The 12847-nt window shown below is 71.8% G+C and carries 15 protein-coding genes and 5 tRNA genes; 5 read left to right on the top strand and 15 right to left on the bottom strand.

Annotated elements, in window-relative coordinates:
* Positions 1 to 121: 121 nt before the first annotated feature.
* Both thiD and ACFYNX_RS04570 read right to left on the bottom strand, forming a co-directional pair.
* A complete protein-coding gene (gene thiD / locus ACFYNX_RS04575; protein ID WP_388657547.1) occupies positions 122 to 934 on the bottom strand; it encodes a bifunctional hydroxymethylpyrimidine kinase/phosphomethylpyrimidine kinase in 813 nt (270 codons plus the stop codon).
* A 50-nt stretch (positions 935 to 984) separates the two neighbouring features.
* Positions 985 to 1947, bottom strand: a complete 963-nt coding sequence (locus ACFYNX_RS04570) for a thiamine-phosphate kinase (RefSeq protein WP_365546475.1) — start codon at positions 1945 to 1947, stop codon at positions 985 to 987.
* A gap of 233 nt (positions 1948 to 2180) precedes the next feature.
* Here ACFYNX_RS04570 and ACFYNX_RS04565 point away from each other — a divergent pair, with 233 nt between their 5' ends.
* Positions 2181 to 2414 (top strand): Lrp/AsnC family transcriptional regulator, encoded by a 234-nt coding sequence (locus tag ACFYNX_RS04565; RefSeq protein ID WP_017947604.1) that lies wholly within the window; start codon positions 2181 to 2183, stop codon positions 2412 to 2414.
* A gap of 20 nt (positions 2415 to 2434) precedes the next feature.
* Entirely contained in the window at positions 2435 to 2932 is a 498-nt protein-coding gene (locus ACFYNX_RS04560; protein ID WP_388657544.1) for a DUF3515 domain-containing protein, read from the top strand.
* A 137-nt stretch (positions 2933 to 3069) separates the two neighbouring features.
* On the opposite strand, the gene ACFYNX_RS04555 is transcribed toward ACFYNX_RS04560, so the two are convergent.
* From ACFYNX_RS04555 to ACFYNX_RS04545, 3 genes are all read right to left on the bottom strand, one after another.
* A complete protein-coding gene (locus tag ACFYNX_RS04555; RefSeq protein ID WP_388657541.1) occupies positions 3070 to 4209 on the bottom strand; it encodes a D-alanine--D-alanine ligase family protein in 1140 nt (379 codons plus the stop codon).
* A gap of 124 nt (positions 4210 to 4333) precedes the next feature.
* On the bottom strand, positions 4334 to 5335 hold the full coding sequence (locus ACFYNX_RS04550; protein ID WP_125663985.1) for an NAD(P)H-dependent glycerol-3-phosphate dehydrogenase: 1002 nt from the start codon (positions 5333 to 5335) through the stop codon (positions 4334 to 4336).
* Positions 5332 to 6084 carry a lysophospholipid acyltransferase family protein gene (locus ACFYNX_RS04545; protein WP_365546482.1) on the bottom strand — a complete coding sequence of 251 codons (753 nt, stop codon included), beginning with the start codon at positions 6082 to 6084 and terminating at the stop codon, positions 5332 to 5334. Before ACFYNX_RS04545 ends, ACFYNX_RS04550 begins: the two co-directional genes overlap by 4 nt.
* 126 nt (positions 6085 to 6210) lie before the next feature.
* Between ACFYNX_RS04545 and cofC the strand changes: the two genes are divergently transcribed.
* Entirely contained in the window at positions 6211 to 6858 is a 648-nt protein-coding gene (gene cofC / locus ACFYNX_RS04540; protein ID WP_365546485.1) for a 2-phospho-L-lactate guanylyltransferase, read from the top strand.
* Positions 6859 to 6868: 10 nt separating this feature from the next.
* The gene (locus tag ACFYNX_RS04535; RefSeq protein ID WP_365546488.1) at positions 6869 to 7078 is read left to right on the top strand and encodes a hypothetical protein; all 210 of its coding nucleotides are present in this window, start codon (positions 6869 to 6871) and stop codon (positions 7076 to 7078) included.
* A 70-nt stretch (positions 7079 to 7148) separates the two neighbouring features.
* On the opposite strand, the gene ACFYNX_RS04530 is transcribed toward ACFYNX_RS04535, so the two are convergent.
* The 4 genes from ACFYNX_RS04530 to leuC form a co-directional block, all read right to left on the bottom strand.
* Positions 7149 to 7850, bottom strand: coding sequence for an HU family DNA-binding protein (locus ACFYNX_RS04530; protein ID WP_125663976.1), 702 nt, complete (start codon positions 7848 to 7850; stop codon positions 7149 to 7151).
* A 143-nt stretch (positions 7851 to 7993) separates the two neighbouring features.
* Positions 7994 to 8221 carry a hypothetical protein gene (locus ACFYNX_RS04525; RefSeq protein WP_388657536.1) on the bottom strand — a complete coding sequence of 76 codons (228 nt, stop codon included), beginning with the start codon at positions 8219 to 8221 and terminating at the stop codon, positions 7994 to 7996.
* A gap of 104 nt (positions 8222 to 8325) precedes the next feature.
* Positions 8326 to 8919, bottom strand: a complete 594-nt coding sequence (leuD, locus tag ACFYNX_RS04520) for a 3-isopropylmalate dehydratase small subunit (RefSeq protein WP_365546493.1) — start codon at positions 8917 to 8919, stop codon at positions 8326 to 8328.
* Between the two features lie 6 nt (positions 8920 to 8925).
* Positions 8926 to 10350 (bottom strand): 3-isopropylmalate dehydratase large subunit, encoded by a 1425-nt coding sequence (leuC, locus tag ACFYNX_RS04515; protein WP_365546496.1) that lies wholly within the window; start codon positions 10348 to 10350, stop codon positions 8926 to 8928.
* A gap of 140 nt (positions 10351 to 10490) precedes the next feature.
* Between leuC and ndgR the strand changes: the two genes are divergently transcribed.
* The gene (gene ndgR / locus ACFYNX_RS04510) at positions 10491 to 11207 is read left to right on the top strand and encodes an IclR family transcriptional regulator NdgR (protein WP_005311436.1); all 717 of its coding nucleotides are present in this window, start codon (positions 10491 to 10493) and stop codon (positions 11205 to 11207) included.
* Positions 11208 to 11356: 149 nt separating this feature from the next.
* On the opposite strand, the gene ACFYNX_RS04505 is transcribed toward ndgR, so the two are convergent.
* The 6 genes from ACFYNX_RS04505 to ACFYNX_RS04480 form a co-directional block, all read right to left on the bottom strand.
* Positions 11357 to 11429: transfer RNA gene (locus tag ACFYNX_RS04505), tRNA-Glu, on the bottom strand.
* Between the two features lie 42 nt (positions 11430 to 11471).
* A tRNA-Gln gene (locus tag ACFYNX_RS04500) sits at positions 11472 to 11543 on the bottom strand.
* Between the two features lie 14 nt (positions 11544 to 11557).
* Positions 11558 to 11630 (bottom strand) — tRNA-Glu (locus ACFYNX_RS04495).
* Between the two features lie 61 nt (positions 11631 to 11691).
* Positions 11692 to 11764, bottom strand: a tRNA-Glu gene (locus ACFYNX_RS04490).
* A 42-nt stretch (positions 11765 to 11806) separates the two neighbouring features.
* Positions 11807 to 11878: transfer RNA gene (locus tag ACFYNX_RS04485), tRNA-Gln, on the bottom strand.
* Positions 11879 to 11970: 92 nt separating this feature from the next.
* Positions 11971 to 12693 carry an HAD family hydrolase gene (locus ACFYNX_RS04480; protein WP_365546499.1) on the bottom strand — a complete coding sequence of 241 codons (723 nt, stop codon included), beginning with the start codon at positions 12691 to 12693 and terminating at the stop codon, positions 11971 to 11973.
* Positions 12694 to 12847 lie beyond the last annotated feature (154 nt).

Genomic DNA, 12847 nt, shown 5'->3' with positions numbered 1-12847 from the left:
GGTTGCCTTGAGAGGCCGGTTCACCTCGGTGAACCGGCCTTTTGCCATGCCCTGGGGCAGGTACGGGGCGGGCCCGGGAGCCGTCGGCGCCCCCGGGCCCCTCGTACCGCTCAGTCCCTGATCAGTCCCTGAACCGCCAGCCGTGGTCGACCGGGCCTATGCCCGCGCCCAGGGCGAATCCGGCGGCGATGGCCCCGGTCACGTACCCCTTGGCCTCCCGCACCGCCTCCGGCACCGTGCGCCCCTTGGCGAGCCCGGAGGCGACCGCCGAGGCGAGCGTGCAGCCCGTCCCGTGGGTGTGCCGGTTGTCGTGGCGCGGGGCGCGGAGCCAGTGCTCCTCCTCGCCGTCGGTGAGCAGGTCCACGGCCTCCCCGCCCGTGGGCAGGTGCCCGCCCTTGATCAGGACCCAGGCCGGTCCGTACGCCAGGACGGCCCCGGCGGCGGTCCTCATGTCGGCCTCGTGCGCGACGCGCACGCCCGTGAGCTGCGTCACCTCGTCCAGGTTGGGCGTGGCGACGGTCGCGAGGGGCAGCAGTTTCGTGCGGACGGAGTCGAGCGCGGACGCGGCGAGGAGCGGGTCGCCGTGCTTGGAGACCCCGACCGGGTCGACGACGACGGGCGCTCCGGTGTCCGCGAGGAGTTCCGCGACGGTCTCCACGAGCGGGGCGGTGGCCAGCATGCCGGTCTTCACGGCCTGGACGCCGATGTCGTCGACGACGGACCGGTACTGGGCGCGCACGGCCTCCGCCGGCAGTTCCCAGACGCCCTGGACGCCCCGGGAGTTCTGCGCGGTGACGGCGGTGAGGACGCTCATGCCGTGGACGCCGAGCGCCAGCATCGTCTTCAGGTCGGCCTGGATGCCCGCGCCGCCGCCGGAGTCGGACCCGGCGACGGTGAGGACCAGCGGCGGCCGCCCCGGGTCTCCCGTACTCACTTCATCCCCCGCACTCACTCCGTCTCCCGTACTCACTCCGTCTCCCGTACTCACTCCGTCTCCCCGAAGTGGTCCCAGCCGCCGACCGCGTGCCAGGGCGCGCCGTCCACGGTGACCTGGGGCAGCGCCGAGGGGTTGAGGACCTCGCCGATGACCTTCCAGCGGGCGGGCAGCTTCACGTCCGGCGGGAAGGTGGCGACGATGGCGTGGTCCTCTCCCCCGGTGAGCACCCACTGCATGGGGTCGACGCCGACGGCCTGGCCGATGTCGTTCATCTGGGTGGGGATGTCGATGAGTCCGGAGCGCAGGTCGATGCGGACCTTGCTGGCCTCCGCGATGTGGCCGAGGTCGGCGATGAGGCCGTCGCTGACGTCGCACATGGCGGTGGCGCCGAGCCCGGCGGCGGCGGGGCCCGCGTGGTACGGCGGTTCGGGCCTGCGGTGCGCCTCGACGAAGGCGCGCGGGGAGCGGAAGCCGCGCGAGAGGACCGCGTATCCGGCGGCGGACCAGCCGAGCCAGCCGGTGTAGGCGACGACGTCGCCGGGCTGCGCGCCGCCCCGGGTGACCGGGTCGTGGTTGCGCAGGTCGCCCAGGGCGGTGATGGAGACCGTGATCGTGTCGCCGCGCACGACGTCGCCGCCGACCACGGCCGCGCCCGCGACCTGACATTCGTCGCGCAGGCCGTCCATGAGTTCGGTGGGCCAGGTGACGGGGAGTTCGGCGGGGACGACGAGGCCGAGGAGGAGGGCGGTGGGGACCGCGCCCATGGCGGCGATGTCGGCGAGGTTCTGCGCGGCGGCCTTGCGGCCGACGTCGTACGCCGTCGACCAGTCGCGGCGGAAGTGACGTCCTTCGAGGAGGATGTCCGTGCTGGCCACCACGCGCCGGTCGGGGGCGGAGACGACCGCGGCGTCGTCGCCGGGTCCGATCCGTACCGCCGGGGTGGAGGTGAGCCGGGACGTGAGCTCTCTGATGAGCCCGAACTCGCCCAGCTCTCCGACTGTGCCCTTCACCGCGTCTCACCTCGTGTCGTCGTGCCGGCCGGCGGGCGGGGGCGCGTCCGTGCGCGCCGCGGGTCGCGGGCCGTCACCGTGCTGGGTACCGTCAAGTAGACCGTCAACTTCTGTCCTGCGTACGCCACGCCCCGGGTGCGCCGGGACGCGCGGGTCTCCCCGTGGCCCGCGGCGACGCGGTACCGTGGCGTCCCTTTCTCCCACAAGATCCTCGTGGTCGCCCTGGAGGTTCCGTGGTACAGGCGTACATCCTCATTCAGACCGAGGTGGGCAAGGCGTCGACCGTCGCCGACACCATCTCCAAGATCCCGGGGGTGATCCAGGCGGAGGACGTGACCGGTCCGTACGACGTCATCGTGCGCGCGCAGGCGGACACGGTCGACGAGCTGGGCCGCATGGTGGTCGCCAAGGTCCAGCAAGTGGACGGCATCACGCGCACCCTCACCTGCCCGGTCGTTCATCTGTAGCCCCCGTCTACGCTTGGCCGGTGACGTCTTCCCACCGGCCCTTCGGCCTGTCCGCCGCCGTCGCGGCCGCCGTGCTGCTGCTGGCGTCCGTCGGCTGTTCCTCGTCCGGCGCATCGGCGTCCGTCGCGGTTCCCAGCCCTCCCGCGGAGGAGGCCGCCCTCTGCCAGGCGCTGGCGAAGGAGCTGCCCGACACCGTGGCGGGGCTGGAGCGGAGTGACCCGGAGCCCGGCTCCGAGTTGACCGCCGGGTGGGGTGACGGTGCGATCGTACTGCGCTGCGGCGTCCCCCGGCCCGAAAAGATGAGCGATCCGAAGGCGCAGGGCGTCGAGGTGAACGGGGTCAACTGGATGCTGGAGCGTCCGGAGGGCTCCGGGCCCCGGTTCACGTCGGTGTACCGGAAGACGTACGTCGAGGTGAGCCTCGACGCGCGGTACGAGCACGACGCGGGGCCGCTCGGCGATCTCGCCGCCCCCGTGGCGAGGGCGGTTCCGTGCGCGCTCGCGGAGGAGTGTTCCTGAGGTCGTCCGGACGTGCCCGGGGAAGGCGTGCTCCCGACGCCGTACGGATGTTCCCCCGGAGGTGTGCTCCCGACGCCGTACGGACGTGCCCGGGGAGCCGGTCGCGCGGGCGCGTCCGGCTCCCCGGTCGCGGTCCGCTAGCGCAGGCCCGTGGAGCGGGTCAGGGCGGCCTGGAGGAGCCGGTCGACCAGCTCGGGGTAGCTCACGCCGCTCTCCTGCCACATGCGCGGGTACATGGAGATGGGCGTGAAGCCCGGCATGGTGTTGATCTCGTTGATGACGAACTCGCCGTCCTCGGTGAGGAAGAAGTCGGCGCGGACCAGGCCCTCGCAGGAGACGGCCTCGTAGGCGGCGACGGCGAGGCGCTGGAGCTCGGCGGTGGCCCCGTCCCCGATGGGGGCGGGCACGATGCCGGAGGCGGAGTCGATGTACTTCGCCTCGAAGTCGTAGAAGTCGTGGTCGGTGACGGGCGGGATCTCGGCCGGCACGCTGGCGCGGGGGCCGTCCTCGAACTCCAGGACGCCGCACTCGATCTCGCGGCCGCGGACCAGCGCCTCCACGATGACCTTGGGGTCGTGGCGGCGGGCCTCCTCGATCGCCTCGTCGAGGCCGGAGAGGTCGTCGACCTTGGTGATGCCCACGGACGAGCCGCCGCGGGCGGGCTTCACGAAGAGCGGCCAGCCGTGGTCGGCGGCGAACTCGACGATCTTCTTGCGGGCGGCGGCCGGGTTCTGGTCCCACTCGCGCGGCCGGACGACCTCGTACGGGCCGACCGGGAGGCCGAAGGAGACGAAGACCCGCTTCATGTACTCCTTGTCCTGGCCGACGGCGGAGGCGAGGACGCCCGCGCCGACGTAGGGGACGCCGGAGAGTTCCAGGAGGCCCTGGAGGGTGCCGTCCTCGCCGTACGGGCCGTGGAGGACGGGGAAGACCACGTCGACCTCGCCGAGGGCGCGCGGCACGGCGCCGGGCTCGGCGAGGACGACCTCGCGGTTGGCGGGGTCGACGGAGAGGACGACGCCGCCCTGCTCGGACTCGGCGAGGTCGGCGACGTTCGGCAGGGCGCGGTCGGCGATGGCCATGCGCTCCGGGGCGTCGGCGGTGAGCGCCCAGCGCCCGTCCGTCGTGATGCCGATGGGCAGCACGTCGTACTTGTCCCGGTCGATGGCGCTCAGGACGGCGCCGGCCGTGACGACGGAGATGGCGTGCTCGGAGCTGCGTCCGCCGAAGACGACGGCCACGCGCGGCTTGCGGGGGCTCTGGGTGTTCTCGCTCATATCGCGATGAGGGTACCTTGCGGTTCCCGAACTCCTGAGCGCCCCGCCGCGCGCGCGTCCGAGTCGTCCGGGCTCGCGCGGACTCGCCCCGGTCTCCGGCCCCGGCCCCCGCTCCGGCCCCGGGTCAGCGGCGCTCGGACTTCGCCGAGCGCGACATGAGTTCCTTGAGGGCGACGATCGGCGGCTTGCCCTCGTGGACGATCGAGACGACCGTCTCGGTGATCGGCATGTCGACGCCGTGGCGGCGGGCCAGATCGAGCACGGACTCGCAGGACTTGACGCCCTCGGCGGTCTGCCGGGTGGCCGCGATGGTCTCCTGGAGGGTCATCCCGCGGCCCAGGTTGGTGCCGAAGGTGTTGTTCCGGGAGAGCGGCGAGGAGCAGGTGGCGACCAGGTCGCCGAGGCCGGCGAGGCCGGCGAAGGTGAGCGGGTCGGCGCCCATGGCGAGGCCGAGCCGGGTGGTCTCGGCCAGGCCGCGGGTGATGAGCGTGGCCTTGGAGTTGTCGCCGAGTCCCATGCCGTTGGCGATGCCGACGGCGAGGCCGATGACGTTCTTCACGGCCCCGCCGAGCTCGCAGCCCACCACGTCGGTGTTGGTGTACGGGCGGAAGTACGGGGTCATGCAGGCGGTCTGGAACCGCTGGGCGACCGTCTCGTCGACGCAGGCGACGACGGCGGCGGCGGGCTGCCGGGAGGCGATCTCCAGGGCCAGGTTGGGGCCGGAGAGGACGGCGACGCGCTCGGCGGGGACGTCCGCGACCTCCATGACGACCTCGCTCATCCGCTCGGCGGTGCCGAGTTCGACGCCCTTCATGAGGGAGACGAGGACGGTGTCGGGGGCGAGCAGCGGCTTCCAGGCGGCGAGGTTGCCGCGGAGGGTCTGGGAGGGGACGACCAGGACGGTGAAGTCGGCGTCCGCGGCGGCCTCGGCCGGGTCGGCGGTGGCCGTGATCGCGCCGGGGAGCTCGATCCCCGGCAGGTAGTCGGGGTTGGTCCGGGTGGTGTTGATCTCCTTCGCGAGCTCGGCGCGGCGGCCCCAGAGGCTCACCTCGCAGCCCGCGTCGGCGAGCACCATGGCGAAGGCGGTGCCCCAGGATCCGTTGCCGAAGACGGCTGCCCTGGTCATTTGGCGTTCCCTTCGGCGGCCTTGCGCCGCTGTTCCAGGCGGGCCCTGCGGTGGTCGTACGGTTCGGCGGGCGCCTTCTCGCCGCGGACCTCCTCCAGGAGGGCGGTGATGGCGGCCATGATGGTCTCGGTGGCCTCGCGGAGCACCTCGGGCGTGGGGTCGAGCCCGTGGAAGCGGGAGAGGTCGACCGGCGGACCGGCCTGCACGATCAGCGTCTTGCGGGGGAACAGCCGGAACTTGTTCTCCTTGGCGTACGGCGGCATCGCGAGGTTCGCGCCCCACTGGGCCACCGGGATGACGGGGGCCTCGGTGAGCAGCGCGACGCGGGCGGCGCCGGTCTTGCCGGCCATGGGCCACATGTCGGGGTCGCGGGTCAGGGTGCCCTCGGGGTAGAAGGCGACGCACTCGCCGCGCTCGATGGCGTCCACGGCGGCGCGGAAGGCGTCGAGCGCGTCGGTCGTCTCGCGGTAGACGGGGATCTGGCCGGTGCCGCGCAGCATCGTGCCGACGAAGGAGCCCTTGAAGAGGGCGGCCTTGGCGAGGAAGCGCGGGACGCGGCCGGTGTTGTACTGGTAGTGCGCGTAGGAGAGCGGGTCCAGGTAGGAGTTGTGGTTCACGGCGGTGATGAATCCGCCGTCGGCCGGGATGTGCTCCGTGCCGCGCCAGTCCCGCTTGAACAGAACCACCAGGGGGGGTTTGGCGATGACCGCCGCGAGGCGGTACCAGAAGCCGATTCTGCGGCGGGGCACGCGGACACCTTTCTCCGGGACTGGCTGGCAGGGGGTCAGTGTCGCCCCATGCTCCTGCTCTGTCGAGTGACACCGTACGCCCCGGCCCCTCGGGCGGGCCGCACGGGCGGGACAGAATGGTCGGCGATGAACACCGATGCGGACGACGGCTGGTCCCTCGTCGTACCCCTGAAGCCCCTTGCCCTGGCGAAGAGCAGACTGGCCGCGGCGGCGGGCGCGCGACTGCGTCCCCGGCTCGCGCTCGCGTTCGCCGAGGACACGGTGGGGGCGGTGCTGGAGTGCGCGCGGGTGCGGGAGGCGGTGGTCGTCACCGACGATCCCGCGGCCGGGGCGGCCCTCGCGGCGCTGGGCGCGCGGATCGTGCCGGACGCGCCGGCGGCGGGGCTCAACGCGGCGCTCGCGCACGGGGCGCGGGCCGTGCGGGCCCGGCGTCCGCACGCGCGCGTGGCGGCGCTCAACGCGGACCTCCCCGCGCTGCGCCCGGCGGAGCTGGCCCGGGTCCTGGACGCGGCCCTGGGATTTCCGAGGGCATTTCTCGCGGACGCCGCCGAAATCGGTACGACATTCCTCTCGGCTGCTCCGGGAGTGGAATTGGCACCGGCATTCGGGGGCGCGTCGAGGCGGCGGCATTTGTCGACGGGCGCGGTGGAAATCCGGCTCGCGGGGGTGGATTCCGTACGCCGGGACGTGGACACCGGGGAGGACCTGGCGGCGGCCCGGGAGCTGGGGCTCGGCCCGCGGACGGCCGCCCGGTGGCTGCCGGCGGCCGGATAGGCTGCGGTCCATGCAGGCGACCGCGTACACGTACGACCCCGAGACCCGCAGCGGCAGCGTGCTGCTCGACGACGGCACCCCGGTGGAGTTCGGGGCGGAGGCCTTCGAGGCGGGCGGGCTCCTGCTGCTGCGGCCGGGCCAGCGGGTGCGGATCGAGACGGAGCCGGGCGGCCCGGGGGCCGGCCCGCGCATCACCCTGGTGACGCTCCAGACGTTCTAGGAGCTGTTCGACGCGCCGCGGGCCGGGCTCCCCGAGGGGAGCCCGGCCCGGCGGATCGTTCCCGCACGTCCTACTTCTTGGCGGCGGTCTTCTTGGCGGTGGTCTTGCGCGCCGTCGTCTTCTTGGCGGGCGCCTTCGTCGCCGTGGCCTTCTTCGCGGCCGGCGCGGTCTTCTTGGCGGCCGAGGTCTTCTTGGCCGCGGCGGCCGTGGTGGTCTTCTTCGCGGCGGCGGAGGTCTTCTTGGCCGCGGCGGTGGTCGCGGTCTTCTTCGCCGGGGTGGCCTTCTTGGCGGCCGCCGCGGTGGTCTTCTTCGTGGGCGTCGCCTTCTTCGCGACGGCCGCGGTGGTCTTCTTGGCCGGGGTCGCCTTCTTCGCGGCGGCCTTCTTGGCGGTGGTGGCCTTCTTGGCGGCGGCCTTCTTGACCGTCGCGGAGGCGCCGCCGGTGAGGCTGCCCTTGGGGGCCTTCTTGACGGAGACCTCGCCGCCCTTGGGGAGCTTCTTCGAGCCGCTGACCAGGTCCTTGAAGCCCTGACCGGCGCGGAAGCGGGGGACGGAGGTCTTCTTCACGCGGACCCGCTCACCCGTCTGCGGGTTCCGGGCGTAGCGGGCCGGCCGGTCGACCTTCTCGAACGAGCCGAAACCCGTGACGGAGACCCGGTCGCCCCCGACCACGGCACGCACGATGGCGTCGAGCACGTGGTCGACGGCTTCGGCGGCCTGCTGGCGACCGCCCATCTTGTCGGCAATCGCTTCTACGAGCTGCGCCTTGTTCACGTCTTCCCCTTCGGAGACATTGCCAGAACGAAAGTGTTCAAGCTTTTTCGCACGTTAGGCATGTATATACCGCAAATCAAACACGAAACGGTCTAATCACCCTAGTGCCGCAACGCGGAAGAGCCGTTGCGGAGTTCCTGGTGTCAGTCGTCCTCTGGGAATCGGCCCTCGTCGAGGTCCTTCATCAACCGGTCCAGACGCGTCGCCGCGTCCTTGAGATCGTGCTTCGCCGCGGCCGTCACGACCAGCAGCTTCCGGGACAGCGCCATCCTTACGCCCTCCGGGACTTGCAGTGAGCGCACCCTTGCGTGCGCTTCCTTCAATCGGGCGGCGACTGCCTCGTAGAGCTCGAGTTGGCTGTCGCGTTCCATGCACCGATTGTGCCATCTAGGGCGAGTTGTCGCCCGACAGGGGCCCAACAAGCGACTGCGCCCCCCACCGGAGGGTGGGGGGCGCAGTCGTGGAAAAGCGCTGCTCAGACCGTAATCGTACGGGGTTTGAAGGAGGGCCTGGCCTCCTCGTAGGCCGCGATGTCGGCTTCGTTCTGAAGGGTGAGGCTGATGTCGTCGAGTCCGTTCAGGAGGCGCCAGCGGGCGTTCTCGTCGAGCTCGAAGTCGGCGTCGATCCCGGCGGCCAGGACCTTGCGGCGCTCCAGGTCGACGGTGACCTCGGCGGTCGGGTCGGCCTCGGTCAGCTCCCAGAGCGCGTCCACCGTCTCCTGCGGCAGGACGACGGTCAGCAGGCCGTTCTTCAGCGAGTTGCCGCGGAAGATGTCGGCGAAGCGGGAGGAGATCACGGTCTGGAAGCCGTAGTTCTGGAGCGCCCAGACGGCGTGCTCGCGGGAGGAGCCGGTGCCGAAGTCGGGGCCGGCGACCAGGACCGTGGCGCCCTGCCGCTCGGGGCGGTTGAGGACGAACTCGGAGTCCTTGCGCCAGGCCTCGAAGAGGCCGTCCTCGAAGCCGTCGCGGGTGACCTTCTTCAGCCAGTGCGCGGGGATGATCTGGTCGGTGTCGACGTTGCTGCGGCGCAGCGGGACGGCCCGGCCGGTGTGCGTGGTGAAAGCTTCCATGGTTCCTCAGACTCCCGCGGGCGTGGCGACGTCGGACAGGTCGGCCGGGGAGGCCAGATGGCCCAGTACGGCGGTGGCGGCGGCGACCTGGGGGGAGACCAGGTGGGTCCGGCCGCCCTTGCCCTGCCGGCCCTCGAAGTTGCGGTTGGAGGTGGACGCGGAGCGCTCGCCGGGGGCCAGTTGGTCGGGGTTCATGCCCAGGCACATCGAGCAGCCCGCGTGCCGCCATTCGGCGCCGGCCTCCTTGAAGACCTTGTCCAGGCCCTCCTCGACGGCCTGGAGGGCGACCCGGACGGAGCCGGGGACGACCAGCATCCGGACGCCGTCGGCGACCCTGCGGCCCTGGAGCAGGTCCGCGGCGTTGCGCAGGTCCTCGATGCGGCCGTTGGTGCAGGAGCCTACGAAGACGGTGTCGACCTTGATGTCGCGCAGCGGCTGCCCGGCGGTCAACCCCATGTACTCCAGGGCCTTTTCGGCGGCGAGGCGCTCCGAAGCGTCTTCGTACGAAGCCGGGTCGGGGACGTTCGCCGAAAGCGGGGCGCCCTGGCCGGGGTTGGTGCCCCAGGTGACGAACGGCGCCAGGGAGGCGGCGTCGATGACGACCTCGGCGTCGAAGACCGCGTCCTCGTCGGACCTCAGGGTCTTCCAGTACGCGACGGCGGCGTCCCAGTCCTCGCCCTCGGGGGCGTGGGCGCGGCCCTTCAGGTAGGCGAAGGTGGTCTCGTCGGGGGCGATCATGCCCGCGCGGGCGCCGGCCTCGATCGACATGTTGCAGATGGTCATCCGGGCCTCCATCGAGAGCTTCTCGACGGCGGAGCCGCGGTACTCCAGGATGTAGCCCTGGCCGCCGCCGGTGCCGATCTTCGCGATGATCGCCAGGATCAGGTCCTTGGCCGTGACGTCCTCGGGCAGCTCGCCGTCGACCGTGATGGCCATGGTCTTCGGGCGGGCCAGCGGCAGGGTCTGGGTGGCGAGGACGTGCTCGACCTGGCTGGTGCCGATGCCGAACGCCAGCGCGCCGAAGGCGCCGTGCGTGGAGGTGTGGGAGTCGCCGCAGACCACGGTGGTGCCGGGCTGGGTCAGGCCGAGCTGGGGGCCCACGACGTGGACGACGCCCTGCTCGACGTCGCCCAGCGGGTGCAGCCGGACGCCGAACTCGGCACAGTTCTTGCGGAGGGTCTCGAGCTGGGCGCGGGAGACGGGGTCGGCGATCGGCTTGTCGATGTCGAGGGTCGGGGTGTTGTGGTCCTCGGTGGCGATGGTGAGGTCGAGGCGCCGCACCTGGCGGCCGTTCTGGCGGAGACCGTCGAAGGCCTGCGGGCTGGTCACCTCGTGCAGCAGGTGCAGATCGATGAAGAGGAGGTCGGGCTCGCCCTCGGCGCGCCGGACGACGTGGTCGTCCCAGACCTTCTCCGCGAGTGTCCTACCCATCGCTTTCCCTCCGGCCGACGTCTACGCCGGCACAACTAGAGACCCGTTTCGCGGGCCGTTGTGCGGCCGCCCCACCAGAGTGACAAGTTCCCCGGGAAATTGAACTTGCGTTTCACAGAGTGAGACGCGAATATCGTTGCATGGACAACTCTAGCGGCGTAGGCGTTCTCGACAAGGCAGCCCTTGTCCTGAGCGCCCTGGAGTCCGGTCCGGCCACCCTCGCAGGACTGGTCGCGGCGACGGGACTCGCACGACCCACGGCACATCGTCTCGCCGTGGCACTGGAACACCACCGGATGGTGGCGCGTGACATGCAGGGCCGGTTCATCCTCGGACCGCGCCTCGCGGAGCTCGCCGCCGCGGCCGGCGAGGACCGCCTCCTCGCGACCGCGGGTCCGGTGCTCACGCACCTGCGCGACGTCACCGGCGAGAGCGCCCAGCTCTACCGGCGCCAGGGCGACATGCGCATCTGCGTGGCGGCGGCCGAGCGGCTCTCCGGCCTCCGGGACACGGTCCCGGTCGGTTCGACGCTGACGATGAAGGCCGGCTCGTCGGCGCAGATCCTGATGGCCTGGGAGGAGCCCGAGCGGCTGCACCGCGGCCTCCAGGGCGCCCGCTTCACGGCGACCGCCCTGTCGGGCGTGCGGCGCCGCGGCTGGGCCCAGTCGATCGGCGAGCGGGAGCCGGGCGTGGCGTCCGTCTCCGCGCCCGTGCGCGGCCCCTCGAACCGCGTGGTGGCCGCCGTGTCGGTCTCGGGCCCCATCGAGCGCCTGACGCGCCACCCGGGCCGCATGCACGCCCAGGCCGTCATCGACGCCGCCGCCCGCCTCTCCGAGGCGCTCCGCCGCAACGGCTGACGCTCCACCGCTCCCCCGTTCGTCCCGGCCCACCGCTCCAACGCCGCAGCGGTGGGCCGGAGTTGTGTCCGGGTCCGGACGCCGCGGAGACGGTGAGGAGGGAGACGGCGAAGAAGCCCTCCCCCGAAGGGAAGGGCTTCTTCTGTGCGTACCCCCGACCGGATTCGAACCGGCGCTACCGCCTTGAGAGGGCGGCGTGCTAGGCCGCTACACAACGGGGGCCTTGTGGATGATCGTCCACGGTGTGCAGATGAGCTCTGCGAGCTGGCCTACCTGGACTCGAACCAAGAATGACGGTACCAGAAACCGTAGTGTTGCCAATTACACCATAGGCCATGGTGGTTAAACCGTACCCCCGACCGGATTCGAACCGGCGCTACCGCCTTGAGAGGGCGGCGTGCTAGGCCGCTACACAACGGGGGCCCTAGCGATCCTGCATCGGGTTCACCGGGAGCTACCCAAGTGATCCCGCGGGAAGGATCTGTACCCCCGACCGGATTCGAACCGGCGCTACCGCCTTGAGAGGGCGGCGTGCTAGGCCGCTACACAACGGGGGCTTTGTGGATGATCGTCCACGGTGTGCAGATGAGCTCTGCGAGCTGGCCTACCTGGACTCGAACCAAGACTAACTGAACCAGAATCAGTCGTGCTGCCAATTACACCATAGGCCACCGGGGCAACTTCCCCACCAGGGGGATCCTGCTCGGCTTGCGCTTTCCGGGCTCTTGCCTTTCGGCTTGCTCCCCTCGGCGCAGGAAGAACATTACCCGAAGGTGGACCGCGCTCCAAAACGGGTATCCCGGCGCAGCAGGTCGGGGAGGGCGCTCAGCTCCGTGATCCGGTGCAGCTCGGGCCGGCCGCCGGTGTCCGAGCGGTCCAGCCAGATGCCCAGGAGCCCCGCCTCCGCCGCGCCCCGGGCGTCGATGTCCGGCTGGTCCCCGACGTACGCCACCTGGTGCGGGGGCAGGCCGAGGGCGGTGCAGGCGGCGTGGAAGGCCTCCGGGGCGGGCTTGGCCACGCCGAGCTCGGCGGCGCACAGGACGGCCTCGAAGCGGTCCCGGATGCCCAGGATCCGGAGCTTGCGCTCCTGGTTGCGGATGCTGGAGTTCGACAGGACCGCGTGACGGTAGTCACGGGCCAGGAGGTCGAGCACGGGCACGGTGTCGGGGAAGAGCGCCCAGGCCGCCTCGTAGTGGACGACGTACCGGTCGAACCAGGCGTCGGCCTCGCCGGGGGTGAGCTCCGGCCTGCCGAGGAAGTCGCGGACCCGGTCGCGGCGCTGGTCCAGGAAGTCGCCGCCCTCCCGCTCGAAGCGGCGCCAGTGGAGGACGGTGAGCTCCCGCCACCGGTCGAGGGCCGCCTCCACCGAGCCGAACCCTTCGAGGAGCCCCTCGGCCGCGAGGTGGCCGCGCATCCCGGCCGTGTCGGCGGTGGCGTAGTCGAAGATCGTGTCGTCGATGTCCCAGAGGACCGCCCGGATGGTCATGGGGCCACGGTACCGACGGCGGGTGTGCGGAAGGAGGGCGGCGACCGGATCCGGTCGCCGCCCTCCTTCCGCACACCGGTGCGGTGCCTACGCGGCCAGCTTCGCCCGGGCCGCGGGGTCGCGGGCCCGGGGGGTGTACGTGGCCAGGGTCTCC

The organism is Streptomyces sp. NPDC007872 (genome assembly GCF_042868165.1).
In the GTDB taxonomy this organism is placed as follows: Bacteria; Actinomycetota; Actinomycetes; order Streptomycetales; family Streptomycetaceae; genus Streptomyces.
This window is presented reverse-complemented; position numbering and strand designations above follow the sequence as displayed.